Genomic DNA, 25,581 nt, shown 5'->3' on the forward strand with positions numbered 1-25,581 from the left:
TACTTGCGGACCTTCACGACATCCGCCGGGGTACGACCGGTCCGGGCGCCGGAGCGCCGGCCTGGTCCAGGACAAGCTGGTGGTGCTCGGAAAGCTCGCAGACCGGGTCGGTGACCCCGGCGTCCCCGGTCAGCTGGAACGCCTGGCACCGGCACCCGCCGAAGTCGATCTCCTTGAGCGCGCAGCTGTGGCACGGGTCCGGGAGCCAGTCGATGCCGCGGAACCGCCGGAACGCACTCGACTCGTACCAGATCGACAACAGCGACCGGGTGCGAACCGACGGGATCTCCAGCTCCGGCAGGGTTTCCGCGGCCAGGCACGGCAGCACACCGCCGGTCGGGGTGACAACCAGCTGCCGGGCGCCCCACCCGTAGTTGCACGGTTTCGGGCGCGGGTCGTAGTAGTCGGCCGCAACGTGCACGATCTCGAAAGGGTGTTCTTCCCGTGCCCGGGCGACGGCGGCGGTCGCGCGGTCCACCTGGTCGCGGCCGGGCATGAGCGCGGCGCGGTTGCGCAGGGCCCAGCCGTAGAACTGCGTGTGCGCGAGTTCGAGACGGTCCGCGCCCAGCCGCGCGGCGAGGCCGGCGATCGCCGGGATGTGGTCCACATTGGCCCGGTGCAGCACCACGTTGATCGTCAGCGGCAGGCCGGCTGCCCGCACCGCCCCGGCCACGGCCAGCTTGCGTTCGTGCGCCCGGCGGCCGGCGATGACGTCCGCGGGCGCGGCTTCGGCGTCCTGAAGGGACAGTTGGAAATGGTCGAGCCCGGCCTCGGCGAGCTGCGCGATCCGCTTGCCGGACAACGAAAGACCACTGGTGACGAGGTTGGTGTACATCCCCAGCCGATGCGCGGCCGCGACCAGGTCGGGCAGGTCGCGGCGCAGGCCCGGCTCGCCCCCGGACAGGTGCACCTGCAGCACGCCCAGTTCGCGGGCCTGCTCGAACACCCTCGTCCAGGTCCCGGTGTCCAGTTCGTCGTGGTAGTCGCCGAGGTTGAGCGGGTTGGCGCAGTAGCCGCACTGCAGCGGACAGCGGTAGGTGAGCTCGGCGAGCAGGCCCAGCGGAACCGGCGCTCGGGGTGACGGCGGGGTCTCCCCCGTCACCACGGAAGCCGGTCGCGCCGGGAAGACGCCGGACCCGGTGCCGATCAGGCCGCGTGCCTCGAGATCCGCCAGGGTCCGCAGCACCGACCCCGCGGTGACACCCGCGTACGACGCGCCGAGGTCCTCGACGATCTCCCCGGCCGTGCGGAGGGTGTCACACCGTTCGACCACGGCGACGGCGGTTTTGTTGAGCAGCAGCACCCCTTCGGGGAACAGCAGCACCGGCCGGCCGCGCACGGAGTCGAACCCCAGCCGGACACCCCGGCGCAGGCCCGGCCGGTCGCCGGTCGTGACGCTCATGAGCGCCCCGCGTAGTCCACCGCGTCGAGCACGGCCCACAGCACGTCGCACTTGAACGCCAGCGCGCGGATCGCCGCCTCCTGCTCGGCACGGCTCACGCAGTGGGTGAGCACGAGGTCGAGGGTGCGGCTGCTGTCCTCCCGGGCGGCGGGGATCCGCCGGTCGAAGTAGGCGAACCCGGCGGGCTCGATCCAGCCGTAGTGCGTGCGCCACGCCGTCACCCGGTCGGCCATGTGGTCCGGCGAGAACAGTTCGGTCAGCGCCGCGGCCACACTTTCGATCCACGGCTTGGTGCGGCAGAAGTCCAGGTACCGGTCGACGGCGAAGCGCACGCCGGGCAGCACGTGCCGCTCGTCGAGCACCTCGGCCCGGCTCAGCCCGACCGCTTCGGCCAAACGCAACCATTGCTGCATCCCGCCTTCACCGTCACGCTCGCCGTCGTGGAAGACGATGCGGCCCACCCATTCGCGCCGCACCTCGGGCAGCGGGCAGGCCGCGACGATCGCGGCGTTCTTCTGCGGCAGGCACTTCTGGTAGTACCAGCGGTTGGCCACCCAGCGGCGGAGCTCGGCCGGCTCACAACCACCTTCGTGCAGCCGGAGGTGGAACGGGTGGTGCGCCCAGTAGCGCTTCTGCAGGCCGAGCAGGGTGTCGGTGAACTCCGCCTCGGTCAGCGGGCGTTCCACGGCCCACCGTCAGCGGCGTAGGCCGTCACCTCCGGGCGGGTTTCGTAACACTCGACGACGGGTTCCGACCAGCTCGGCAAAACGGGCACGAGTTCTTCGGTGGCAACGGATTCCAGTACCGACGACATGCTGACGCTCCTCTTCACGGCAACGGGACAGAGAGACCGACAGGTCCACCTAGCGGACCGATCGACCCGCCTGGTGTTCCGGACAGTACCCCCGGCCCCGGTGGCGGACAAGAGGCGGAACACAATCCGCGAACCCTTGCAAGAGACCGGCCAGGCGTTTTAAGCTCAACCGTCTCTCGGGTCATGAGTACCACCAGGCGGACCATTTGACTTCGCCTCGATCACTCCTCGCAGCGCTGTTCCTCAATGAAGAGAGGGCAATTCGATGGATCGTCGGAAATTCCTGACCGGTGCGGCGGGAGCGACCGTGCTGGGCACCGTGCTCGGCTCCCAGCCCGCGGCGGCGGACACCCCGAAGCAGCCCGCTTCGTTCGGCGCGCCGGGGGCGAACTTCCCGAAGGTGGGCGGCGATCTCGGCAACCAGAACCACACCCCGCTGAACCAGATCAACCGGCGCACGCTCGACCGGCTCGGCGGCGCGTGGCACGTCAACCTCGAGGGCGGCGACACCTCCAGCGCGCAGCAGAGCACGATCGTGGCGCAGGACGGCGTCCTGTACGTCCAGACCACCCAGCAGAACGTGTTCGCCGTCGACGGCCGGACCGGCGCGGTCAAGTGGAAGACGAACGTCGGCGCCGAACGCACCAACATGCGTGGGGTCGCACTGGGACAGGGCAAGGTGTTCTCCACCTCCGGCGCCAACATCCTCCACGCGCTGGACCAGAAGACCGGCGCGGTGGTGTGGAAGACCCAGCTGCTGACCGAGGATCCCGGCCAGGGCACGCCGGAGCCGTGCGACCCGGCCAACGGGCAGTGCGGCGGCACGACCGGGACGCTCGCGGGCGCGGTCGTCTACTGGGACGGCCTGATCTACGTCGGCATGCAGGGCAGCACGTCCGGCGCGCGCGGGCGGGCGTACGCGCTCGACGCGGCCACCGGCAAGATCGCGTGGACGTTCTGGGCGGTGCCCGGTCCGGACCAGTTCGGCGGTGACACCTGGGAAGGCGACAGCTGGAAGACCGGCGGCGCGGTCTGCTGGATCCACCCGGCGATCGACCCCGAGCTCAAGACCGTCTACTGGACCTTCGGCAACCCCTACCCCCGCACGAACGGCTCCACCCGCGGCGGTGACAACCTGTTCGCCAACTCCCTGGTGGCGCTGGACGCCAAGACCGGCAAGCGCCGCTGGCACTTCCAGTCGGTGCACCACGACATCTGGGACTACGACAACGTGATGTCCCCGGTCCTGATCGACCTCCGGATCGACGGCCGGCTGCGCAAGGTCCTCGTGTACGGCAGCAAGGTCGGCATGTACTACATCCTCGACCGCACCGACGGAAAACCGGTGCAGGGCATCGAAGAACGCCCGGTCCCCCAGGACCCGCGGCACAAGACCGCGCCGACACAGCCGTTCCCGAAGGGCGACCCGTTCGTCCCGCAGGAGCCGCGGCTGGACAATTCGACCCGCCCGGTGCCCTTCTACCCGACCGGCGGCCTGTTCGCGACACACTGGGACCGCGCGACGATCATCTTCCCCGGGGCCGGCGGCGGCGCCGACTGGTCGCACGTCTCCTTCAACCCCGGCACCGGCTGGGTCTACGTGGGCTACGGCCTGATCAACTCCGCCTACTCCAACACGACCGGCGGCCGGGTCAACACCGCACGGCCCTACGGCGAATACTTCGCGGGCGGGCTCGCCGCGGTCGACCCACGCACCAACAAACTGGTGTGGCGCAAGGACAGCCAGTGGTCGCTGGCCCACGGCAACGGCATCCTCACCACCGGCGGCGGGGTGATGTTCCAGGGCGGCCCGGACGGCGTCCTCATCGGCATGGACGACACCGACGCGCGGGAACTGTGGCACTTCCAGTGCGGCGCGGGTGTGCACACCAGCCCGATCAGCTACGAGGTCGACGGCCAGCAGTACCTCGCGGTCTTCGCCGGCGGCAACGGCCTCCCCTACCCCGACATCCCGAAGGGTGACCACCTCTGGGCGTTCAAGCTCGGCGGCAAGGTCCCGCCGGCCGCGGCGCCGACTCCCCCGTCGAAGCGCAACCAGATCCGCGCCGCGGCGGTCACCGCGGCGGCCGCCCACAACACCGTCACGCTCGGCCGCGTCTGGGACACCACCGCCGGGGCGCCGGGCGCGCAGGAGAACACCGTCGCGCAGACGGCCATGGCGCCCCAGAACCTGAGCGTTCCCCTGGGCACGGAGATCACCTTCGTCAACCCGGCGGGCAACGCCTCCGCCCACGGCGCGGTGTCGTTCTTCGAGTACGAGTTCGACAGCGGCACGCTGATGCCGGGGCAGTCCTTCAAGCACACCTTCACGAAGAAGGGCGAGTTCTTCTACAACGACCCGATCTACCCGCAGAGCACCGGGAAGATCGTCGTCACCTGAGCGCGGCAGCGCGACGCGGACGGCCACCGGCACCTCCTCCGCGTCGCGCCCAGCGTTATGAACTATCCGGTTAGTACCGGAGATCCTGAGCGCCGCCGGCGGCGGTGTCAAGCCTCGAGGAGCGCCCTTGCTCGGACAGCCCCTCCGCCTCGGCGGGAGCACGCTGCCCAACCGGCTCGTGTCCGCGCCCATGGAACGCAACTACGGCGACACCGACGGACACCTGACCGCCCGGTACGCCGACTACCTGCTCGAACGCGCCCGCGCCGGGGTCGGCCTCGTGTTCACCGAAGCCACCTACGTCCGCGCCGACGGGAAGGGGCGGACGAACCAGCTCGGCGCCCACGACGACTCGTGCGTCCCGCCGCTGGCGGAGTTCGTGGCGCGCATGCACGCCGAGGGCGCGCTCGTCGGCTGCGAGCTGAACCACGGCGGGCGCACCGCGCAGAGCCGCGTCAGCGGACACCCTTGTGTGGCCCCGTCGCCGGTGCCGTGCGAAGTCGCCGGCGGAGAGCTGCCCCACGAACTCACCACCGACGACGTCCACCGATTGGTGACGTCGTTCGCCGACGCGGCGGCCCGGTGTGCCGCGGCCGGTGTCGACGTCCTGTCCGTCCACTCCGGACACGGCTACCTGGTGCACCAGTTCCTGTCACCACGCTGCAACCACCGCACGGACGAGTTCGCCGACCCCGTGCGGTTCCTCAACCTGGTGCTCGCCGCGATCCGCGAACGGGTTCCGGACACCACCCTGGGAATCCGCTTCTCGGCCGTGGAAGGCGTCGAAGACGGGCTCGACGCCGCCGCCACCTTCGCGCTGATCGAGCGGGTGTCGCTGGACCGGCTCGACTTCCTCGACATCTCCGCCGGCAGTTACGAGGCGGGCGAGTGGATCGTCCAGTCCGGCGAGTGGGAGCCGGGATTCCTGCGTGAGCTGGCGAAGCCGTATCGCGCGTTCGGGCTGCCGCTGGGCCTGGCCGGCCGCATCGCCTCACCCGAAGCCGCGGCCGGGCTGGTGGCGGACGGGACGGCCGACTTCGTCAGCCTGGCTCGCGCGCTGCACGCCGACCCGGCCTTCGCCGCGGCCGCCCTGGGATCCGGCCGTTCCTACCGGCCGTGCATCGCGTGCAACGTCTGCATCGACAACCTCGGCCAGGGCCCGGTCGGGTGTTCGGTCAACCCGGCCGCCGGCGAACCCCTGCCGCCGGTGCCGGCGGTCCCGGAGGTGACGGTGGTCGGGGCCGGACCGGCCGGGCTGACCGCGGCCCGGGAGCTCGCCCTCGAAGGCGCTCGCGTGACGCTGGTCGACGAGCACCGCGAACTCGGCGGAGCGATGCGCCTGGCCGCGAAGATGAAGTCGACGCCGGAGTTCAGCCGGTTCCTCGACTGGTCGGCCGCCGAGCTGGACCGCCTCGGTGTCACGCTGAAGCTCGGGACGCGATACGAACCGGGAGCGAGCACGCCGGTGGTCAACGCGACCGGCGGTGTGCCGGTGATCCCGGACGTCGAAGGCAAAGACTTGGCGCGGGTGCACAGCCTGCGCACGTGGCTGCGCTCGGACTTGCCGGATCCGCGCGAGTGCGTCATCTGGGGCGCGGACACCGCGGGGATGGCCGTCGCCGACACCCTCGCGGCTCGAGGCGTGGCCGTTCTCCTCCTCGGTGCCGAGACGGAGATCGCGCCGGAGTCCGGGCGGCGGGCGAAGATCCTGGCCGTGCCGAGACTGCTGAACCAGCCGAAGGTGCAAGTCCGGTTGGGTGTCGAGGTCCTCGAGATCACCGCCGACCGGATCCGCACGGATCGCGGGTGGCTCGACGCACCCGGCCCGGTGCTGGTCTCGGACCGCACGGCACCGGCCGCCCGGCTGGCCGATGCGACGGTGACCACCGGAACGCCACGGAACATCCGCGAGGCGGTGGCGGCCGGACGTCAGGCCGCCACCGCGATCGTCCGGTGATCACGGACGTCCCGGCTCACCGAGCCCGCCCGTCAGCCGCGGCGGGTCGAACCGCACGTACCGCCCTCCCCCACCGAGTCCTTCCGCGGCCTGGTTGAGCCGATCCGGCTCCGCGACCCTTCCCCACCGGCCGGTCGTGATGCGCGACTCCAGCGCGTGCAGCGCCGCGATCGACTCCGATGGCCGGAACGCGCAATGGCCCGTCGCGCCGACGTAGGCCTGGCGCAGCAGCGGTCCGGCGCCGGCGCGGTGCACCCGCCCGCCGTACCAGTCCTCCTGCTCCACCGGCACGAGCTGGTCGGCCGTGGTGTGGATGTTCAGCGTCGGCACCCGCAGGCGGCCCGTCACCATCGACGTGCGCGCGAGCGTGCGGACGGCCTGCGGGTCCGGCCGGATGTCGGCGTCGCGGGTCAGCGCCGCGAGGTCGGCGTCCAGGTCGAGACCCGCCGTCCGGTAGAGGGCGCGGACCTGGCGGGCGTGGCTGCTGCCGGTCAGCAGCGCGCGGTAGTCGACCCCCGCGGTGGACGCGCTGTTCCCGCCCGCCGCCAGCTCGATCTGGTACCGGCCGGCCACGACGAACCCGAGCACGAGCTGCGCGAGTTCTTGCTGTTGCTGGATTTCCTGGCCCGCGTAGTCGGCCGGCGCCGGCGGCGTCGCACCGGTGAACCACCCGGGTCCGTTCATCAGGGCCGCCGCCAGCGCGATCCGGGCCCGCCCGGCGGGGGTGGCCTGGGCGTCGGTGGTGATCTTCGTCAGCGCCGCGGCGGAGGCGCTGCCTTCGTCCGGGTTGGCGAACCGGACCAGCTTGACGTTCTGCGCGGGCGCGAGCAGGTGGGCGAGCGCGTATTCGCCGTCCAGCTGGTAGTTGTTCAGGTTGAGGCCGCCGGCGACGAGCCCGCACGTGCTCAGCACACCGTCGAGCCGGCGGCCGCCGTCCTCGGCTTCCAGCGCGCTGACGAGGCCGCCCATCGACGTGCCCCACGCGATCGTGCGCCGTGGCGGGCCGGTCAGCCGCTCGAGCGCCGCCAGGGCGCCGAACTGGTCGTGGACGGCCGAGGCGAGTGCCCACCACGACGGGCCGCTGTAGGACGAGCCGACCAGCGCGTACCCGCTGCCGAGCAGCGCCTGGCGGGTTTCTTCGTTCGGCGCGTTCTGGGCGGCGAGCGGGCCGAAACCGTGGCTGTACAGGATGGTCGTGCCGTTCCAGGCGGCCGGCACGTCGGCGACCCAGGTGGCGCCGTCCGGCAGCTGCCCGGTGTGGTGCTCACTCGCGGCCGCGACCCCTGAGGTCAGGCCGATCGCCATCACGATCACTCCGGCCAGCGCCATCACGCGGCCGTACCACCAGCGCATGCTCATGCGAGCAGGGTGCCACGCCCTCCCGGAGATGTACAGGTTTCCTGTACTTATTCAGTGGGACGGCCGGTCCGCCAGGGCCGCGTGGCAGGTGACGACGTATTCGCGGAACCGGGCCGCGTCCCGCGGGTTCAGCCGGGCGACCATCCGCTCTTCGAGCGCGGCGACGTCGTCGCGGACCTGGTCGAGGACCGCCGAGCCGGGGCCGGTCAACCCGATCACGCGCCGCCGCCGGTCCCGCGGATCGCCTTCGCGGACGATGAAGCCGCGCCGCTCGAGCGCGACCACCATGTCGGCCATCGCCTGGTCGGTGACGAACGAGTTCCGCGCCAGCTCCGCGGTGGTGAGGCCGGACCGCCGCTCCAGCACGGTGAGCGCGGTGTACTGCAACGGCGTCAGCGAGACGGGACGCAGCACTTCGTCCAGCCGGGCGCGCACGGCGAGCTCGAGCTGCTTGACCAGGTAGAGCAGGCCGGGCCCGGCCGGGCTCGGGGAAGGTACGGGCTGAGACACGGCTCCATGGTGACCGACGGCCGGGCGCCCGGCGCGCACGACATGCCCGGAGCGAGCCCGGCGGAGCCGATCCCGCCAGAACGACGGTCAGTGGCCGAGCAGGCGCGCGCTCTCCTCGGCGCGGTGGAGCGCGGTCAGCAACGCGGCCCGGCCGGTGTAGTCGATGTCCTCGGTCAACGCGTCCGTCGCGGCTTCCCCGCCCAGCCGGAGCTTCTCGACCAGTCCACGGTGGACCGCGGCCAGGCTCGCGGCGTCGAAGTCCGGCCGGACGAAGGTGAGCAGCAGCCGCACCTCGTCCTCGCAGTGGCGGTAGCTGTCCAGCAGGCGCTGGTTGCCGGCGGCCGCGACGATCGCCTGGTGGATGGCGCTGTGCACCCCGGTCAGCTCCCGCCACGACGGCCGCGGCGTCCGTTCGGCCAGTGCTTCGAGGCGTTCCACCTCGGTGAGCACCGGTCCCAGGTCCGCGCCCGCGTCCAGCGCCATCCGCAACGCGCCGAGCTCGAGCACCTTGCGGTAGTCGAAGACCTCGTCGATGCGCGCCTTGGTCAGCGGCGCGACCACCGCTCCGCGATGGCGTTCGTGGACGACCAGACCGCGCTCGACGAGCAGCCGCAGTGCCGAGCGGACCGTGTGCCGGCCGACGTCGAAGCGTTCCGCCAGGTCCTCCTCGCGGAACCGGGTGCCGACCGGGTGCGCGCCGTCGAGCAGCTCGTCGCGCACCGCGGCGGCAATCCGCTCAGGCGCGGCGGCCCCATCCATGGCTCCCCTTCGGTTCGGCGATCCGGTCACAGTACACGGCCAGATTGTGTCACAATATCGGAGACAGTCGGACCACGATGAGGGGCGCACATGCAGATCGAGGGAGTTCGGGTCCACGGCGAGTCCGGTCCGCCCGTGCTGCTCCTGCCCGGCGGGGCCGAGGCCTGCGACGGCTTCTTCCCCGGCCTGGTCGAGGGCCTCATCGCCGACCCCGGCGCGCGGGTGATCGTGCACGACCGCCCGGGCACCGGGGCGTCCACTGTGGACGGCTCGCTGGCCGGCGCGGCGGACCACCTGAGCTCGGTGCTCGACCGCTTGGGCCACGGCCCGGCCGTCGTGGTCGGGCAGAGCCTCGGCGGCGCCGTCGCCGTGCTGCTCGCCCGGGATCACCCCGAGCAGGTCGCGGGCCTGGTCCTGCTCGATCCGACTCCGATCAACGACGCCCGCACGTGCGCCCGCCTGGAACGCGTGATGGGCGTGCTCGGGACGCTGGCCGCCGTGCCCGGGCTGCGCCGTCTGCTGGCCAAGGCCGTCCGCTCCGCCGCCCTGCGGAGCGGACGAGGGCGTGAGCTGCGGCCCGACTGCGCGGCCGCGCTCGCGCGCACCGCGGAGCTCGACATCACGACGCTGGCCCGCGCGGTCCGCGGCACCACCGAGCTCGCCCGCGGCCTGCGGGAGTCCGACCTCCCGCGGCTCCCGGCCGTGGTGGTGACCGCCGACCGCAAGCCGGACCACGCCGTCCGGCGCGCCCACGACCGGCTCGCCACCGCGTTCGGCGGCACCGTGGTGAACTGGCCGGGCGCCACGCACAGCGTGCACCTCGACCACCCCGACGAAGTCCTCGCGACCGTGCGCGAACTGGTCACCCGCGTCGGTACGGCGAGCTGACCGTGGTGATCAGCGACGAGGACTACCTCTGGTTCGCCGGCCGGGCCCTCGACGGGATGGCGGCGGTCCTCACGGAGCTCGGCGACGAGCACGCCAACCGGCAACCACCCCTGCCCGGCGCGAACACGCCGTTCGCGATCGTCACGCACTGCCTGGGAGTACTCGACTTCTGGGCGGGCGCGCTGGTCGCCGGCCGCCCCGTGGTCCGCGACCGGGACGCCGAGTTCACCGCGGCGGGCCCGGTGGCCGGGCTCGTCGAACGCGTCACCGCCGCCAAGGAGCAGCTCCGCGCCGACCTGGCCGCAGCCGCACCCACCGAGCCGCTGCGCGCGCCGGCGCCGGCCAAGTACCGGGAGACGCCGGCCGGGCGTTCCCAGGGTGGCGCGCTGCAGCACGTGTACGAGGAGCTGGCCCAGCACCACGGCCAGCTCGAGCTGACCCGCGACGTGCTGCTGCACCATTGAGTCGCCGGTTTCGCTTTGGTGCGTATAGAGGTGCGGGATGCGCGCCGTCGCGGCACCGGCGGCTTGCCTGGCCGCCCAGGTTGTCACCGCAGGACGGCGAGCACGGCCATCACCACCCGGTCGGGGTCGTCGCCGACGACGCTCGGCTTCACCGAGGTCGTCGAGCAGTTCGAGGTGCCCGAGGCCGGCGTCCGGACCGCTGTTGTGCAGACTGCCGGCCGCGTCCGGATCGAGCTGATCCAGACGCGGCTCACCGGGGTTCACCGCGCTTGAGCGTAAAGGTGAAGTCGCCGGAGAGCTTGCCGCTCAACCGGATCGCCGAAACGAGCTTCCCCGCCATGATCAGCCGCTCGACCTCACCACGCGAAAGACCGCACCCTTCGGCGATGAGTCGCACCGGCCGGACCGGGATCCGCGCCGCGAAGCGGACCGACACGTCGATCACCTCGTGGTGCCGGTGATCCGGTCCGCCGGTTTCGAGGCGCCAAGCGTCGTCCCAGTCGAGGGTGATGCGGTTGCGGCGCTGCACGAACGGATCCTGGAGCAGTTCAGCCGTCAGGCCGGGGTCGTTGTCGTGCAGCCGGTCCAGCAGCTCGGGCCGGACGGAACGCACCTTCACCCGCTCCAGGACCGTGAGCTTCACCGTTTCCCCGCACTCGGTGCAGAGCACGAGAAGCCAGACGTCGATGAGTTTGTGGTTGGCGTTGACCCGGAATTTGCCGCCGGCCCGGAAGCGCTCGGCGGCGCACACGTGGCACCGGCGGCGGACGAGCGGCAGGCAGATGGGCACGACGGCCCAGTTTTCGAGCACAGAAGTACACCTGTTCAGTGAGAAATCCGCAGCAGAAAGGAGCGCGGCGCCGAGGCGCGACGCGCGACAAGATCAGCGCTCGGGAGGTCTCACAGGATGTACAACGGCAGGCCTTCGACTGGACAGCTCGGGTCAGCAGCACGGTAACGACGCACCGTGCCACTGCTCCACCGAATTTCTAGGCGGTGAACACGCCGGCCACCCAGTCGGCGATGTAGGTGCTCACGTGCGGAAGGTGGTCGAGTCCGATGTGCTCGGTCGCGCCTTCCTCCGGGGTGAACACGCGCAGCTCGCGCCGGGGCGAGTTGACCGCCTGGTCGTACGAGCGGTGCGCGTACTCCAGCGGGATCTGCCGGTCCTGGGCGCCGTGCGCGACGAGGAACGGGACGGTGATCTTCTCGACCACACCGTCGAGGTGCACACCGTCGGCGAACTTGATGAAGGTGTCGAGGTCGTCGTGACCCCAGACCCAGAGCACGTGCTCCCAGTAGTGCGGCACCGGGCGCTCACCCTCGCGCTCGAGGCGGCGGCGCTGCACCGCGCCCCAGTTGTGGTTGGCGCCCCAGGCGACGCAGAGGGCGAACCGCTTCTCGAACGCCGCGGCCCGGGGTGCGTAGTAACCGCCGAGTGACCAGCCGACGATGCCGATCCGGGTGGGGTCGACGTCGGCGCGCTGCTCCAGCCAGTCGACCGCGGCGCCGGCCCAGGCTTCGCTGTCGATGCGGGCCGTGAGCTCTTGCAGGCGCAGGGCTTCCCCCGTGCCGGGCTGGTCGAGCATCAGGCAGGAAATGCCGCGTGCGGCCAGCTCCTCCCAGTGCGAGGAGCCGTACATGTGCTCCTTCGTGGAGTCGAGCCCGTTGACGAGCACGATCACCGGCGCCGGCCCGGCGCCGGTGGCCGGGGCCGCGCTGAAGTAGGCGGGCAAAGTTGTTCCCTCGTAGGGGATCGCGACGCGCGAGATGCGGGGATCACGCAGGTCGAACGACTTCTGCGCCAGCTCCAGCACGCGGCGGTAGGTGGGGAGCCGGTTCGGGTCCGAGTGGGCGAGCATGCGCTCGGCCTGGCAGAGGTAGTTGGTGGCGCGGAAGTACAGCTGCCCGGCGGTGCGGGTGTGCCCCGCCTTCTCGGCGGCTTCGGCCTGGGTGACGAGCTGGTCCGTCAACGCGGTCCAGGCCCGCAGGAAGTCCGGGGTGCCGGCGTCGGAGCCGCGGGCGGCGGCTTCGCGGATGGGGCGGCAGGCGCGGTCGACCTCGTCGATCAGGCCGCCGGAGTTGAGCGCGGCGACCACACCGAGGTTCCAGACGTAGTTGCCGGGGAAGTATTCGAACAAGAGCTTGTCCTTTGCTCGTCAGCGGATCCGGCGCGGACGCGCCGGGCGGACCGGGGGCAGGGTGCGGCCCGGGACGACCGTGTTCCGGATCGTCCCGATCCCTTCGACCGTCATCTCGACGACGTCGCCGGGGCGCAGCGGCGGCGGGTCCAGCGCGCCTCGCCGGCCCCACAGCTCGGCGAGGCAGCCGCCGTGACCGCACGTCCCCGAACCCAGGACGTCCCCGGCACGGACCCGGGTGCCGCGGCCGGCGTAGGCGACGAGCTCTTCGAACGGCCAGCCCATGCCGGACAACACGTCCCGGCCGATCTCGACGCCGTTCACCGAAACGCGCATGTCGAGCGCGAGGAACCCGTCATCGTCCCGAGCGGACTCCAGTTCGTCGGCAGTGACCAGCCACGGGCCGAGCGTGGTGGCGGAGTCCTTTCCCTTGGCCGGGCCGAGGTTCACCTTCATCTCGCGGCGCTGCAGGTCGCGCGCCGACCAGTCGTTGAGGACGGTGTACCCGAAGATCTCCACCTCCTCCGGCGTCGGCGACTCGGCGTCCCGGCCGACCACGCAGGCGACCTCAAGCTCGAAGTCGAACAGCTGCGAGCCCGGCGGGACCGGGACGTCGTCGTGCGCGCCGACCAGCGCGCAGGGGTTGGTGAAGTAGAACGCCGGTGCTTCGTACCACTCCGGCACCACCCCGCCGCCGTCGCCGACGGAAGCGACCACGCCCTCCACGTGCTCCTCGAACGCGACGAAGTCCCGCACCGACGGCGGTTCCAGCGGCGGCAGCAACCGGACCTCGTCGAGCGGCACGGCGGGTCCGGCCAGCGCCGCCGCTCCGGTGTCCAGCGCCGCGGGGAGCCCGCCGCGCACCAGTTCGAGCACGGTGCCGGCCAGCACATGCACTCCGGCCGGGGACACCACGCCGGCGTGGACCTCGCCGGCCTGCTCGTAGGTAGCGAAGCGCATCAGAGCGGCGGGGCCACGAAGAGGCCCTTGTCGACGTCGTTGAACGACCGGGACGCCACGAACTCGTTCATCGCGTTGGCCGTCCCCCACTGGTCGGACACCTCGGGCCGGGTGAAGTCGTAGAGGTGCGGGTGCCAGCTGTCCTCGTCGACCAGCTCCAGCTCGGTGGTGTACTCGACGGTGTTCCCGTGCGGGTCGAGGAAGTAGCTGAAGGTGTTGTTGCCCGCCAGGTGCCGCCCGGGCCCCCAGATCTTCTCCACCCCCGCGCGCAGCAGCCGCCCGGTGCCGCGCATGTACTCGTCGAGCCCGCGCAGCTCGAACGACGCGTGGTGCAGCGACGGGTGCGGCCCGCGGGCGATGGCCACGCTGTGGTGCCAGGCATTGATCCGCAGGAACCACATCATCTCGCCCATCCGCGGGTGCGTCAGCGTGTCGGACAGGCGGAAGCCGAGGTGACGCTCGTAGAAGGCGCGGGTGCCGGCGGGATCGGCCGAGTTGAGCACGACGTGGGACAGCCGGACCGGGATCGACTCCCCCGCCTCGACCGCGCGGTGGGCGCGGACCGCGACGTCGGCGCTGACCTCGACGGTGCGGCCCTCGTTGTCGAAGAACCGGAACCCGTACCCGCCGCCGGGGGTCTGCAGCACGCGTGGTTCGTGGACCAGGGTGACACCGGCGGTGGCCAGGCGCGCGGCGAGGGTGTCGACGTCGGCGGGTGTGGCGGTGCCGAAGGCGATGAGGTCGATCCGCTTGTCGGCGGCCTGGCGCAGCCGGACGACGTACTGCTCGGGCGAACCTTCCGCGGCGAGGAACGCAACACCGGTGTCGGTGTGCTCGGTGGTCAGGCCCCAGGCACCGGTGTAGAAGTCGCGCTGGCGGGCGAGGTCCGGCACGGCGAGGTCGACGTGCCGCAGGTGGGTGATCAGGCGATCGGTCATCACGGTCTCCTCCGGGGGTTCAGGCGGGCTGGGCGACGAGGGCGGCGATGCGTCCCATCAACCCGGGCACATCACCCTGGACGTGGTCGAGCAACCACTGTCCGAGTTGGACGGATGCTTCGACCACCGCGGCCGCGCGGGCGCAGCGGCGGTCGGTGAAGGCGGTCCAGACGCCGTCGCCGAGGGTGTCCGCCGCGAGCAGCAGCTCCGTCAGCACCGCGGCGTCTTCGAGTGCCTGGGCGCCGCCCTGGGCGAGAGTCGGTGGGCAGGAATGCGCGGCGTCACCGATCAGCACCACCCGGCCGCGGTGCCACGGCGCGGGCAGCAGGTGGGTCTCGAACCACGTGTAGTTGACCCGCGACGGGTCGGTGAGCGTGGCGCGGATGTCGTCCCACGGGCCGTGGTAGGCCGACGCCAGCTCACGCAGGGTCGCCAGCCGCTCCTCGCGGGACAGCCCGCTGCGGTCCTGCGCGTCCTCGACCACGTAGGCGTAGAGCGAGTCCTCGCCGGTCGGGCAGTACCCGGCGATGTAGGACGGCCCGCCGTAGAACAGGTCCGTGCGCGTGACCGACGCAGGGCGGGGGCCGAACGCGCGCCAGATGCCCATCCCGGTCGCGCGGGTCGCCGCCTCGATGCCCAGCAGGCCACGGATCGACGAGCGGATCCCGTCCGCCCCGACCACGAGGTCGTAGCGGCCGGTGGTGCCGTCGGAGAAGGTGACGCCGACCCCGCCGGCGTCCTGGTCCAGCGCGGTGACGGTGCGCCCGAACCGGATCTTCGCCCCGGCCGCGGCCGCCCGCTCGTGCAGGATCCGCGCCAGGTCCGGCCGCGGCATGCCCAGGGCGGCCGGCAGGTCCGGGCCGCCCGTGCGCGCGTCGGGGATCTCGGCGAGGAGAGTGCCCTCGCGGTCGGGGGCGCGCAGGCCCAGGCTGTCGAAGCTGTATCCCTTCTCCCGCACGGACTCCCAGACGCCGAGCGCGCGCAGCTCGCGCAGCGCGTTGCCCTGCAGGGTGATGCCGGAGCCGAGGGTGGTGACGGCGGGTTCGAGCTCGGCCAGCTCGACCGCGACCCCGCCGTCGGCGAGGTGGATCGCGGTGGCGGTGCCGGCGAGGCCGCTGCCGACCACGAGGACGGTGTGCACGGCGGGCATGGGACTCCTTCGTCCGGGCTTACTTGACGGCGATGGGCGCGACCGGCGCGCCGACCGCGCCGGTGACCGGCAGCGGGTCGGCGGTCAGCCAGAACTCGTACCGGCGGTCGGCGGCGCAGTCCGCGGCGAGGACGTCGAGGTCCCACATCTCGCCGAGGAACAGCCCGAGGTGCGGGATGGCGACCTGGTGCAGCGGCTGGAACGCGTCGTCGAACTCGTTGGGCCGGACCTCGAAACCCCAGGTGTCCGTGGCGATCGCGGCGATTTCGGTGCGGTGCAGCCAGTCCGCGGTGGTGAACGACAGCCCGGGCGCGGGGCCGCCGACGTAGTCACCCCAGCCCTCGCGGCGTGCCCGGGCGAGCCGGCCGGTCCGCACCAGGAGCAGGTCACCGCGGCCGACCCGAGCGGTTTCCCCGTGCGCGGCCATGGTTTCTTCGAGGTGGCCGGCGGTGATCGCGAACCCGTCCGGCAGCTCGCCGTCCGTGCCGATCACCCGGCCGACGTCGAGCAGCACCCCGCGCCCGGCGATCCGGCCCGACGCGGTTTCGATTCCGGTGACCCGGTCCCCTTCGCTGGTCACGACGTCGCCCGCGCGGCGGCCGTTCCACGCCACGCCGTGGTCGAAGATGTGCCCGAGACCGTCCCACTGTGTCGACGCCTGCAGCGGCATGAACACCACGTCGTCGGCGCCGCCGAGGCCGTGCGGGAACCCCTGGGTGCCGCGCTCGGCGTCCAGGCCGGTGTCGAGCATGGTGTGCACCGGGTTCGTGCGGCGCCGCCAGCCCTTCTGCGGCCCGTCGGCGTCGAAGCGCTGCGCCAGCGAGAAGCTCGCTCCGCGCCGGATCAGCGCGGCGCCTTCGCGGCGCTTGGCCTCGTCCAGGAAGTTCAGGGTGCCCAGGACGTCGTCGGCGCCCCAGCGTCCCCAGTTCGAGCAGCGCTTCGCCGCGGCCGCGATGGCCCCTTCCGGGTCGGTGCGATCCAGGTGCATGCCGGTTCCTCCTCGAGCGACGCACCCCACGCTCCGGCATCCACGGCGGATCAGGAAGACGAAATCGCCGATGCACGATATCCACGCGGTGGATACGCTGAGCCGGTGAACCTGGCGAACCTGGACCTGAACCTGCTGGTGACGCTCGACGCGCTGCTCGAACACCGCAGCGTCAGCCGGGCCGCCGAGCAGCTGGGCCTCAGCCAGCCCGCGGTGTCCGCCCAGCTGGCGAGGTTGCGCCGGCATTTCGGCGACGATCTCCTGGCCCGCTTCGGCAACCAGTACCGGCTCACGCCGCTGGCCGGGCACCTGCGGGGCCGCGTCCGGACCGCGGTGACCGGCGTCGAGCGGGTGTTCGCCGCCGAGCCGGACTTCGACCCGGCGACGACGTCACGCGAATTCTCGTTGGTGATGAGCGACTACGGCGTCGCGGTGCTCGGCCCCGACCTCGCGAACACCCTCGGACGGGAGGCGCCCGGCGCACGCGTGCGGTTCATCGCCAACACCCCGGCGGTGGTCGACAACGCACGCCAGGCGCTGACCGGCATCGACCTTTTGGTGCTGCCGCACGGGTTTGTCGACGGCCTCCCGCACCAGGACCTCTACCGCGACGACTGGGTCTGCGTGGTCGACGCCGCCCATCCCGCGGCCGAAGCCGGGCTGACGGTCGAGCAGCTGCGCACGATGCCGTGGGTCGTCACCTACCACGGCCCGACGGCGTCCACCCCGGCGGCGCGGCAGATGCGGATGCTCGGCATCGAGCCGCACGTCCAGGTCGTCACCGAGAACTTCCTGACCGTGCCCGGCCTGGTCGCCGGCACGGACCGGGTGGCCCTGCTGCAGCGCCGCCTCGCCGAACGCCTCCCGGCCGGCGTCCGGGCCCTGCCGTGCCCGTTCGAAGCCGGCCCGCTGGTCGAGGCGTTCTGGTGGCACCCGATGTACGACCACGATCCCGAGCACCACTACCTGCGCGACCTCCTGACGCGGGTCGCGACGGAGGTCACCGGGATCGGCCGGGGACGATGACGAGGCGACCGCCCTGCAGGCCGGTGCGGGTTCCACGAGCGTCAGTGCGCGCGTCAGCAGCTCCGTCGGCCGGCCCGGGAGATTCGGACCGTTCGCGGCGTTACATCCAGGTCAGCGCGCACGACTACCTGGTGACCACCGGAGAGGCGGGCTGCGTCGTGACCCACCGTGCTCGCGGTTGCTGCCCCGCCCGGCGACCTCGAGAGGGGAACGATGCAATCCCAACTACTGGCGACGCTGACCGGAGGCGGGATTGCCTTACTGGGAATCATCATCGGGGCCGTGGTCACCCACTGGCTCACGTCACGAAGAACCCGGGAGCAGCGCAGGTTCGAAGAAGCCGACGATCGTCGCAAGTGGCTGCTCGACGAGCTACGCGAAGCAGCACAGAGTGACGCACAAGGAGCGAAGAGCGTCTTGAGTCAGCTGCGCAAAGGCGGCGTCATCCTCCAGCCGCCGACAAGACAAGGGGATGTCCACAAGATCTCAAGAGAAGACCTGCAAGCATTTTGTGTTCCTCACAACAGCATGATCCTCATGTGTGACAACACGATCAAGCCGGTACAAGACATCACGCCAGGAGAAATGATCCTCGCCTACGACTCGAGGAAGCACGTAGTTCTCCAGGAACCGGTCTCGGAAGTCATCAAAGGAGAAGCGACGAGGTTCGTGCGGATCAACGGCCGGATCCGGGTCACCGAAGGTCAGCAGGTCTTCTGCGAGGGCAGGTACGTCGCCGCCGAGGAATTGATGCTGTCCCAAGGGTTGGCGAGCGAGCAGGGGAAGCAGCTCGTCGTCTCTTCACTCGAGCTCCAGGAAGGCACCACCGGCGAGCCGGTGTTCAGTCTCGTCCTGGAATCGGGGAACGGCTACTACGTGCGCACCGAAGGTGCCGACGAGGCGATCTTGATCAAAGAGGGCGAGACCGGGAAGATCGACTGAACGTACGCCGCCTTCAGGAGGGCACGAGCACGATTCTCCCGAACACTTCGCCGGCGTCCATTTTCCGGTGTGCCAGTGCGGCTTGCTCCAGCGGCAGCACTTCGTGCACCACCGCGTCCAGCTCGCCGCGGCCGGCCGTGGCGAACAGTTCCGCCGTAGCCACCTGGCGATCGGACTGGGGCACCGTGTTCGCGCTGAACGTCGCGAACGACAGCGACTTCTGGAACGCCGTGAACAGCTTCGTCGCGAAGTCCGCCGGGGGGTCGCCCGCCAGCGCGCCGACGGCGACCAGGCGGCCGTTGGGGTTGAGCCTGGTGAAGAACGACGGCAGGTCCGCGCCGGCGACGATATCGATGATGATGTCGTAACCCGCGGGCCCCTCCCCCGCTCCTTCGCGGTCGAGCACGTGGGTTGCGCCGAGCTTGCGCAGGCGGGCACCGCGTTCGGGCGAGGACGTCGTGACCGCGATCGCGGTGGCGCCGGCCCGGGCCGCGAGCTGGACCGTCATGATTCCGATGCCGCCCGCCGCGCCGCGCACCAGCACCGACTCGCCGGGGGCGAAATGGGCGTGGCGGAGGCCGAAGTGGGCGACCATGCCGGAACTGCCGAGCGTCACCGCGTCGACGGCCGACGTCGTCGCGGGGAGTGGCACGAGCGTCTCCCCCGGGGCGATCGCCTGCTCCGCGTAACCGCCGCCGACGCCGGCGAACGCCCACACCCGGCGGCCGAGCCACGACGGGTCGACGCCGTCGCCGACCGCGGCCACCGTGCCCGCCACCTCGCCGCCGAGGACGTGACCGTCCTTGAAGCCGTACGCGGCGAGTGCGCCGCTCCTGATCAGGGTGTCGACACCGCCGACGCCGATGGCCTCGGTGGTGACCAGGACCTGCCCGGCGCCGGGCTCCGGGGCCGGGAGATCGATGATGGCGAGGCCCTCGGGGCCTCCGAACGTCTGCACCGCAACCGCTTTCACCAGCGCACCGTAACGGACGGGGGCGTCCGGTTGGCTAAAGTGAGAGAGTGCCCGACCAGTTGCCCCGGATCCTGCGCTCCGACGCGCAGGACAACCGCGAGCGCATCCTCGACGCGGCCCGCGCGGTGTTCGCCGTCGACGGCCTCGACGTGCCCATGCGCGAGATCGCCCGCCGCGCCGACGTCGGCCCCGCCACCCTCTACCGCCACTTCCCGACCAAGGAAGTGCTGGTCACCGCGGCATTCGCCGACCAGATGCGCGCCTGCTACACGATCGTCGACGAGGGGCTGGCCGACCCCGACCCGTGGCGCGGCTTCCGCGTGGTGATCGAGAAGCTCTTCGAGCTCCACGCCCACGACCGGGGTTTCACCGCGGCCTTCATGGCGGCCTTCCCCCGCGCGATGGACTTCGCCGCCGACCGTGCGCAGGGGGCGAAGTCCCTCGCGGAGCTGACCTACCGCGCCAAGGACGCCGGTCACCTGCGCGCCGACGTCGTCCCGGACGACGTGCTCCTCGTGCTCATGGCCAACAGCGGCATCCAGGCGACCTCGGCCCCCGCCCGCCTCGCGGCTTCACGGCGGTTCGCGGCGCTGGCGATCCGGAGCCTGCAGGCCTGAGCCCGGTCAACCCAGCGTGCTGTCGAGCAGCGCGAGCAGGCGATCCCAGTGGCGCTTCAGCGCGACGGGGTTGAAGGCGTCGGTGTCGGACATCGAGTAGCCGTGCACCGTTCCGGGGTAGATCTCGGTGGTGTGGCGGACGTCCGCGGCGTCGAGGGCCCGGGTGAGCTCGCCGAGGGCGTCGGCCGACATGTCGTTCTCGGAGAGGCCGAGGTGGACCTGGGCGGTGATCCCGGCAACGAGGCGGTGCGGGCTGTCGGGTGCATCGGTGACCAGGAAACCGGGGTGGAACCCGGCAACGGCGGCCACCCGGCCGGGGTGGGCCGCCGCGGTGCGCATCGCCAGGGCGCCGCCGATGCAGTAACCGAGCACGGCCACCGGCCCGGCGCCGACCTCGGGCCGGGTGGTGAGGAACTCGAGGTAGGCATCGGCGTCCCGCAGGATCCGTTCGGTGGTGTGCGCCTCGATCAACGGCATCAGCCGGCCGATGACCGCGGGCCGGACGTCCTCGCCGATGTGCGCGGGGAGGTCGAGCACCGGCGCCGGGCCGTGCCGGTAATAGAGGTTGGGGACGAGCACGGCGTACCCGTGCCCCGCCAGTTCGCGGGCCTTGGCCTCGATCTCGGGCCGGATCCCGAAGGCGTCGGTGTAGAGCAGCACGCCGGGGTGCCGCTCGCCGTCGTCGGGGAAGACGGCGAAGGCGTCGGCCTGGCCGTCGGGGGTGGGAATCTGCAAGGTCTTGCCGGGCATGGGTTTCTCCTGTCGTGGTTGATCGGTCGAGCGTGTGATCAACACGACGGGGGCGGCGCCCGCGCGGCGTTCAGAAGCGCACCGGGTCACCGATCCGTGTGTGGCGCGAGGCCGTCCCGGTGGTCATCGCGGCTCACGTTACTACAAAGTGGGGGCATGTCCCCGTACCAGACGATGTCCTGCCACCTCGAGACCGAGCGGCTGCTCCTGCGACCGTGGGCCGAATCGGACACCGAGGGCCTTCGTGCCCTGCACACCGAGCGCGGCAACGGGACACCTACGGCCGAGCACATCCGGGAACTCATCACCAAACAGCTCACCGCAACGACAAAAACCGGGATCGCCCTGTTGCCCATCGAGCGCCGCGACGAAGGCGACTTCATCGGCTACTGCGGGTTGGTCATCGGCCGTTCGACCGTCGAGGAGCCCGAGATCGCGTTCGAGTTGTTCCGGCGTGTGCACGGGCGCGGTTACGCGACCGAGGCGGCCGGCGCGGTGCTCGAGGCCGCCAAGGCGACCGGGCGGGAACGGCTTTGGGCGACGGTCGGCGCGTGGAACACTCCGTCGTTGCGTGTCCTCGAGAAGCTGGGGTTCGAGCGGGACCACGTTTCCACCGAGGCCGCCGGTGAAGTGGTGTGGCTCGCCCGGTTGTTGCGGTGACACCCCTGCGCACGTGACCCGGCTGGCGGATATTCACCGGCACAAGTTCCACAGACAACCGAATATTCGACGATTTATCGTCGTTTCCACCCGACGCCGGAAACGATCCGCTCACCGATTCGCCGCGATAGGCGCGCAGTTCCGACACTATGTTGGCCACCATGTGGCAGTACGCCCTGTGGGGCCTGATCGGCGCGGCGGCGAACCGGGCCCTGCTGATTCTCGAAGTCAGCGAACGGGTGAAGAAGTGGCCGTGGACCCCGCCCGACGGGCCGGGCGGCGGCATCTACGCCGCCTCGATCGCCCTGCACCTCGGCATCGCCACCGCTTCGACCGCCGCGCTCGCGACCACGGCGATCATTTCGAACGGGTTGACCGCGTTCGGGTTCGGCGTCGGCGCGCCGGTCGTGGTGAAAAAAGCCTCGCAGTACGCGATTCGCTTGCTGCCCCCGGAGCCGCCGGAGCCCGCACGGGAAATCGTCGGAGGCGAGTGAGATCGTGCCCACCTCACCACTCAGGCGCCTGCTGTACGCGCTCGCCGACACTTCACCGCCGGATCGGGAACTCACCGCCCACCGATTCCCCCTGCTCGGCGCGCTGGCCGACCTGTCCCCTGCGTCCGAGCCCCGGGAATTCGCCGACTCCTACGTCGCCCGGGCCCCGCGGCCGGCCCGTAGGCGAACCGGGTCGCACCGATGGGGAAAAGGGCTCGTCGCCGCCCTGTCGGCCGCCACTTTGACCATCCTGGGTGCGGGATTCTTCGCGCTCAACGGAGTACAGCCGAGCCTCTCCACCTCCGGCCTGTCCGGCAGTGCCGCCATCGACCACGCCGAACCGGACCCCTGCGGACTGCTCGACACCGCGGCCCTGGACGCGCTCGGCCGGACCGAGCTCGACAACACTACTGGCCCCTTCGACCGGTGCACCGCGACCCTCATGGACCGGGACCACCGGGTGACCACGATCGGGCTCACCTTGCTCGTCGGGCAACCAGACCGCGAGGCAGCTCGCACAGGGGGGGCCTGGACCTGCGAACGCACCACACCACCCGACGAGGTCTCGGCCCGGATCTCCGTCGTCGGCCAGGCCGCGGATCGCTGCCGCCTCGCCGAGACCCTGGCGACGCACGCGGCGGCGGTTCTCCGGCAGGGAAGACTTCCGACGCGGACCAGCCATCCACCCGGGCTCTCCCTCATCGACGCGGACGCCTGTCGGCTGTTGTCCGGAGCACCGGCGGGCACGCTCTCCGGCCCCCCGCAGCCCGGGTTCGGCAACTGGTCGTGCCAGTGGCCGGGCGAGTCGGGCAGCACGGTGACCGTCCGGTTCGACCGGATCGACCAGCCACCCACCGGCACCCCGCTGCCACCCGGCTCCGGCCACCCGCGGTTCGTGACCGGGGAAAACGGCGAACGGTGGTGCGCGGTCCAGGTGGTCTTCCGGTCTTACCCCCTGAGCCGCGGCGGGACGATCGTGGAACTGATCCACGTGGCGGTCTCGGCGCCGAAGCCCGGGACGAAACCGTGCGACACGGCGGCCACCTTGAGCACCGCGGTCACCGACGTCCTTCCCCCGGGCTGAACCCCCCCGCTCCCCGGGAACCGGACCACGAAGATCCACGTCGTAACCTGGGGAAGGTCTTCTGGAGGGAGTCCTGTGGTGGCGGTGGAATCGGGTGGTTGGCGAGTTTTGTCCGAGCCCACCCCGGAACCCGGGCTGACACCCCCACCACCGTCCCCAGGGGACGACGGCTCGAAGCCCGGACCCGGACCGACGCCGTCACCTTCTCCCGGGCCGTCGCCGAAACCGGCGCCGCCGTGGGGTGGCGGGCCGGACATCGGGGTGACGCCGTCGTGGCTGCGGCAGCGCGCCGATGCGTGTGACGAGACCGCGGTGGCCGTCGACGCGCTGCGCGGTGCGGCCGACGACACCTTCGAACCGTTGCGGCGGGCGGCACCCGGCTGGGAGTTCGCCGGCAGCGTCGACGACATGCAGTCCCGTTGGGACGGTCTGGGCGGCCTGCTCCGCCGCCGGCTCACCGAAGGCGCGGAGAACTTCCGGCTGAGCGCCGGCGCCTACACGAAGACCGACTCCGCCGGCGCTTACGCCGTGGGTGGGGAGCAGCCCCGTGGTTGACTTCAAGCAGCTGACCGAACTGGACGTCGCCGGGCTGGAAGAGTTCGCCGAGCAGTGGGCGATGGTCCACGAGAAGCTCCACCGGATCCGCGACAGCTACGAAACCGCCGTCGTGACACCGCTGGAAGACGGCGACTGGGCGGGCAAAGGCGGTGACGCGGCGACGAAGTACTGCGCCCGCGTCCGCTGGGACTTCGACGCGATCGACGCCGAGGTCAAGGCACTGCGCAAGTACATCGACGTCGAAGCCGACGGGGCCGAGGGCACCGCCGGGCTCAAGGGCCTGGAAGGCCACCAGCGGGCCGTGCTCGACCTGCAGCGCCAGGCGCGGGAACAGGGCATGACCGTCACCGCCGAGGGCAAGGTCACCTGGGACGACACGCCGGGGGTGTCGCCGGGGTACTTCGACGCGCTCGGCGAGCAGGCCGAGATCGCGGACGGCCTGACGAAGAAGATCGAGGCACATCTCGAGCAGGCCACCGAAATCGACCAGGAGCTCGCCCGCAACCTCAAGGTCGTCTTCGGCACCCAGGACAACTTCGAGACCGAGGACCGCCGCTACGGCGTCCTCCCGCCCACCGAGCACGACCGCCGGGTCTGGAACCAGCTGCACAACGTCGTCCTGCTCGGCCTGGTCAAGCAGGGCAACGACCACGCGGCCTGGCTGCTGCAGCACTACCTCGACGGCGACGGCACGACGGTCGAGGCGCCGGTGCAGGACATGCTGGACGACCTGCCCTCCTTCCAGGAGCAGGTCGACAAGGACGTGGCCGCGGCCGGGAAGGGCCCGGACGGGCCGTTCACCACCGGCTGGAAGACGACCGCGCCGGACCTCGCGCGGGACGGCAAGGGCGGCCAGGACTGGTACTACTCGTTCAACCACTTCCAGTACCGGCTGGTCGGCGAGAAGCACGGTGACCAGGTCGAGTACCACGTCGAGATCCAGAAGCGCTACGACTGGGGCATCCCGAGCGAGCACCGGCGTGACCTCGAGAAGGACACACCGGTGATGGACGTCGACTTCGAGCAGGCCGACATCGCGCACCTCAACACGACGGGCAAGGCCCGCGACTTCGACGTCGTCGGCAAGTCGGACCGGAAGACCGCCCACGTTTAGCCGCGGGCCCCGGGGAGGGTTGAGCCGGCGGCCGGCTGGGCAGTAGACGGTTGTGCCCGGCGCAGGATCGCCGGGCCAGGCGCCGGACGTCCCCACCGGTCGGCGACGCCGCGGTTGAATCCACAGCCGCCACCCGCACGGTTCCGCCCGCACCGAGGCGAACCGGCACTGCGGGAGGCCACAGCTGTCCGGCTTCCCGTCCCCGAGGAGGCCACCGCATGCTCCAAACCGCCACCACCAGAGGCCCCCGCGACGTCGTTTCCGGGCACCGCGGCCCGACGACCGTCACGGTGACCACGACCTGCGAGCACACCACCGTCGCCGTCGCCGGTGAGATCGACCTGTCGGTCACCGCGCACCTGCAGGACCGCCTGCGGGACGAACTGACGTTGAGCCCCGGCGCGCTGATCATCGACCTCACCGGCGTCGAGTTCTGCTCTTCGGGCGGCCTGGCCGTCCTGCTCGACACCGTCACCACCGCGCACGCCCGCGGGCTGCCCTGCGCCATCATCGCCACGCACCGCAGTGTGCTGCGCCCGATCCGGCTCCTGCGGCTCGACCGCGTGCTGCCGATCCACCCCGACCGGGCCGACGCCGAAACCTGGCTCGCCCTCCTGCCGCGGCTGCGCTGA

General features: G+C 71.4%; 28 protein-coding genes. 13 read left to right on the forward strand and 15 right to left on the reverse strand.

Going from position 1 to position 25,581, the window contains the following annotated elements; all coding sequences use genetic code 11:
* Positions 1–13: 13 nt before the first annotated feature.
* From pqqE to ACIA5G_RS50700, 3 genes are read right to left on the reverse strand one after another with little or no spacing between them, the layout of a single operon-like run.
* Positions 14–1,402, reverse strand: coding sequence for a pyrroloquinoline quinone biosynthesis protein PqqE (pqqE, locus tag ACIA5G_RS50690; protein ID WP_395937212.1), 1,389 nt, complete (start codon positions 1,400–1,402; stop codon positions 14–16).
* Positions 1,399–2,088 (reverse strand): pyrroloquinoline-quinone synthase PqqC, encoded by a 690-nt coding sequence (gene pqqC, locus ACIA5G_RS50695; RefSeq protein ID WP_395937214.1) that lies wholly within the window; start codon positions 2,086–2,088, stop codon positions 1,399–1,401. The genes pqqE and pqqC overlap by 4 nt, the downstream gene beginning before the upstream one ends.
* Positions 2,073–2,216 carry a hypothetical protein gene (locus tag ACIA5G_RS50700; RefSeq protein ID WP_395937216.1) on the reverse strand — a complete coding sequence of 48 codons (144 nt, stop codon included), beginning with the start codon at positions 2,214–2,216 and terminating at the stop codon, positions 2,073–2,075. Before ACIA5G_RS50700 ends, pqqC begins: the two co-directional genes overlap by 16 nt.
* A 265-nt stretch (positions 2,217–2,481) precedes the next feature.
* On the opposite strand from ACIA5G_RS50700, the gene ACIA5G_RS50705 reads away from it, so the two are divergent.
* Positions 2,482–4,617, forward strand: a complete 2,136-nt coding sequence (locus ACIA5G_RS50705) for a PQQ-binding-like beta-propeller repeat protein (protein WP_395937218.1) — start codon at positions 2,482–2,484, stop codon at positions 4,615–4,617.
* A gap of 127 nt (positions 4,618–4,744) precedes the next feature.
* A complete protein-coding gene (locus tag ACIA5G_RS50710) occupies positions 4,745–6,574 on the forward strand; it encodes an FAD-dependent oxidoreductase (protein WP_395937220.1) in 1,830 nt (609 codons plus the stop codon).
* On the opposite strand, the gene ACIA5G_RS50715 is transcribed toward ACIA5G_RS50710, so the two are convergent.
* The 3 genes from ACIA5G_RS50715 to ACIA5G_RS50725 form a co-directional block, all read right to left on the reverse strand.
* The gene (locus ACIA5G_RS50715) at positions 6,575–7,933 is read right to left on the reverse strand and encodes an alpha/beta hydrolase (RefSeq protein WP_395937222.1); all 1,359 of its coding nucleotides are present in this window, start codon (positions 7,931–7,933) and stop codon (positions 6,575–6,577) included. It lies immediately after the preceding gene.
* A gap of 51 nt (positions 7,934–7,984) precedes the next feature.
* Positions 7,985–8,443, reverse strand: a complete 459-nt coding sequence (locus tag ACIA5G_RS50720) for a MarR family winged helix-turn-helix transcriptional regulator (protein WP_395937224.1) — start codon at positions 8,441–8,443, stop codon at positions 7,985–7,987.
* Between the two features lie 87 nt (positions 8,444–8,530).
* Positions 8,531–9,202: a GntR family transcriptional regulator gene (locus ACIA5G_RS50725; RefSeq protein ID WP_395937226.1), complete on the reverse strand. Its 672-nt coding sequence runs from the start codon at positions 9,200–9,202 to the stop codon at positions 8,531–8,533.
* 90 nt (positions 9,203–9,292) lie between these two features.
* On the opposite strand from ACIA5G_RS50725, the gene ACIA5G_RS50730 reads away from it, so the two are divergent.
* Both ACIA5G_RS50730 and ACIA5G_RS50735 read left to right on the forward strand, forming a co-directional pair.
* Complete coding sequence (locus ACIA5G_RS50730; protein ID WP_395937228.1) at positions 9,293–10,090, forward strand: alpha/beta fold hydrolase; 798 nt, start codon at positions 9,293–9,295, stop codon at positions 10,088–10,090.
* Positions 10,091–10,095: 5 nt separating this feature from the next.
* On the forward strand, positions 10,096–10,554 hold the full coding sequence (locus ACIA5G_RS50735) for a DinB family protein (protein WP_395937230.1): 459 nt from the start codon (positions 10,096–10,098) through the stop codon (positions 10,552–10,554).
* Positions 10,555–10,637: 83 nt separating this feature from the next.
* On the opposite strand, the gene ACIA5G_RS50740 is transcribed toward ACIA5G_RS50735, so the two are convergent.
* The 7 genes from ACIA5G_RS50740 to ACIA5G_RS50770 all read right to left on the reverse strand — a co-directional run bounded on the left by ACIA5G_RS50740 (position 10,638) and on the right by ACIA5G_RS50770 (position 16,731).
* Entirely contained in the window at positions 10,638–10,808 is a 171-nt protein-coding gene (locus tag ACIA5G_RS50740; RefSeq protein ID WP_395937232.1) for a hypothetical protein, read from the reverse strand.
* Entirely contained in the window at positions 10,805–11,365 is a 561-nt protein-coding gene (locus ACIA5G_RS50745; RefSeq protein WP_395937234.1) for a DUF1062 domain-containing protein, read from the reverse strand. Before ACIA5G_RS50745 ends, ACIA5G_RS50740 begins: the two co-directional genes overlap by 4 nt.
* 178 nt (positions 11,366–11,543) lie before the next feature.
* Entirely contained in the window at positions 11,544–12,695 is a 1,152-nt protein-coding gene (locus ACIA5G_RS50750; protein WP_395937236.1) for an alpha/beta hydrolase family protein, read from the reverse strand.
* Positions 12,696–12,713: 18 nt separating this feature from the next.
* Entirely contained in the window at positions 12,714–13,655 is a 942-nt protein-coding gene (locus tag ACIA5G_RS50755; RefSeq protein WP_395937238.1) for a fumarylacetoacetate hydrolase family protein, read from the reverse strand.
* Complete coding sequence (locus ACIA5G_RS50760) at positions 13,655–14,593, reverse strand: VOC family protein (RefSeq protein WP_395937240.1); 939 nt, start codon at positions 14,591–14,593, stop codon at positions 13,655–13,657. The genes ACIA5G_RS50755 and ACIA5G_RS50760 overlap by 1 nt, the downstream gene beginning before the upstream one ends.
* Before the next feature lie 19 nt (positions 14,594–14,612).
* The gene (locus ACIA5G_RS50765) at positions 14,613–15,743 is read right to left on the reverse strand and encodes an FAD-dependent oxidoreductase (protein ID WP_395937242.1); all 1,131 of its coding nucleotides are present in this window, start codon (positions 15,741–15,743) and stop codon (positions 14,613–14,615) included.
* 19 nt (positions 15,744–15,762) lie between these two features.
* Positions 15,763–16,731, reverse strand: coding sequence for a cyclase family protein (locus ACIA5G_RS50770; protein ID WP_395937244.1), 969 nt, complete (start codon positions 16,729–16,731; stop codon positions 15,763–15,765).
* 105 nt (positions 16,732–16,836) lie between these two features.
* Here ACIA5G_RS50770 and ACIA5G_RS50775 point away from each other — a divergent pair, with 105 nt between their 5' ends.
* Together ACIA5G_RS50775 and ACIA5G_RS50780 are read left to right on the forward strand one after the other, a co-directional pair.
* Entirely contained in the window at positions 16,837–17,757 is a 921-nt protein-coding gene (locus ACIA5G_RS50775) for a LysR family transcriptional regulator (protein ID WP_395937246.1), read from the forward strand.
* A 168-nt stretch (positions 17,758–17,925) separates the two neighbouring features.
* A complete protein-coding gene (locus tag ACIA5G_RS50780) occupies positions 17,926–18,699 on the forward strand; it encodes a hypothetical protein (protein ID WP_395937250.1) in 774 nt (257 codons plus the stop codon).
* 13 nt (positions 18,700–18,712) lie between these two features.
* Here the strand turns inward: ACIA5G_RS50780 and ACIA5G_RS50785 are convergent, their stop codons facing one another.
* Positions 18,713–19,672: a zinc-binding dehydrogenase gene (locus ACIA5G_RS50785; protein ID WP_395937252.1), complete on the reverse strand. Its 960-nt coding sequence runs from the start codon at positions 19,670–19,672 to the stop codon at positions 18,713–18,715.
* A 47-nt stretch (positions 19,673–19,719) separates the two neighbouring features.
* On the opposite strand from ACIA5G_RS50785, the gene ACIA5G_RS50790 reads away from it, so the two are divergent.
* Complete coding sequence (locus ACIA5G_RS50790) at positions 19,720–20,289, forward strand: TetR/AcrR family transcriptional regulator (RefSeq protein ID WP_395937254.1); 570 nt, start codon at positions 19,720–19,722, stop codon at positions 20,287–20,289.
* Between the two features lie 6 nt (positions 20,290–20,295).
* Here the strand turns inward: ACIA5G_RS50790 and ACIA5G_RS50795 are convergent, their stop codons facing one another.
* Positions 20,296–21,039, reverse strand: a complete 744-nt coding sequence (locus tag ACIA5G_RS50795; protein WP_395937256.1) for a dienelactone hydrolase family protein — start codon at positions 21,037–21,039, stop codon at positions 20,296–20,298.
* 156 nt (positions 21,040–21,195) lie between these two features.
* Here ACIA5G_RS50795 and ACIA5G_RS50800 point away from each other — a divergent pair, with 156 nt between their 5' ends.
* The 6 genes from ACIA5G_RS50800 (at position 21,196) to ACIA5G_RS50825 (ending at position 25,581) form a co-directional block, all read left to right on the forward strand.
* Positions 21,196–21,699, forward strand: a complete 504-nt coding sequence (locus tag ACIA5G_RS50800; protein ID WP_395937258.1) for a GNAT family N-acetyltransferase — start codon at positions 21,196–21,198, stop codon at positions 21,697–21,699.
* 161 nt (positions 21,700–21,860) lie between these two features.
* Positions 21,861–22,193, forward strand: a complete 333-nt coding sequence (locus tag ACIA5G_RS50805) for a hypothetical protein (RefSeq protein WP_395937260.1) — start codon at positions 21,861–21,863, stop codon at positions 22,191–22,193.
* A 4-nt stretch (positions 22,194–22,197) separates the two neighbouring features.
* Positions 22,198–23,277 carry a hypothetical protein gene (locus tag ACIA5G_RS50810; RefSeq protein ID WP_395937262.1) on the forward strand — a complete coding sequence of 360 codons (1,080 nt, stop codon included), beginning with the start codon at positions 22,198–22,200 and terminating at the stop codon, positions 23,275–23,277.
* A 78-nt stretch (positions 23,278–23,355) separates the two neighbouring features.
* Positions 23,356–23,832 carry a type VII secretion target gene (locus ACIA5G_RS50815; protein ID WP_395937264.1) on the forward strand — a complete coding sequence of 159 codons (477 nt, stop codon included), beginning with the start codon at positions 23,356–23,358 and terminating at the stop codon, positions 23,830–23,832.
* Positions 23,825–24,949: a hypothetical protein gene (locus ACIA5G_RS50820; RefSeq protein WP_395937266.1), complete on the forward strand. Its 1,125-nt coding sequence runs from the start codon at positions 23,825–23,827 to the stop codon at positions 24,947–24,949. The genes ACIA5G_RS50815 and ACIA5G_RS50820 overlap by 8 nt, the downstream gene beginning before the upstream one ends.
* Before the next feature lie 218 nt (positions 24,950–25,167).
* Positions 25,168–25,581 carry an STAS domain-containing protein gene (locus ACIA5G_RS50825; protein WP_395937268.1) on the forward strand — a complete coding sequence of 138 codons (414 nt, stop codon included), beginning with the start codon at positions 25,168–25,170 and terminating at the stop codon, positions 25,579–25,581.

It is taken from the genome of Amycolatopsis sp. NPDC051758, assembly GCF_044453095.1.
Lineage (GTDB): Bacteria > Actinomycetota > Actinomycetes > Mycobacteriales > Pseudonocardiaceae > Amycolatopsis.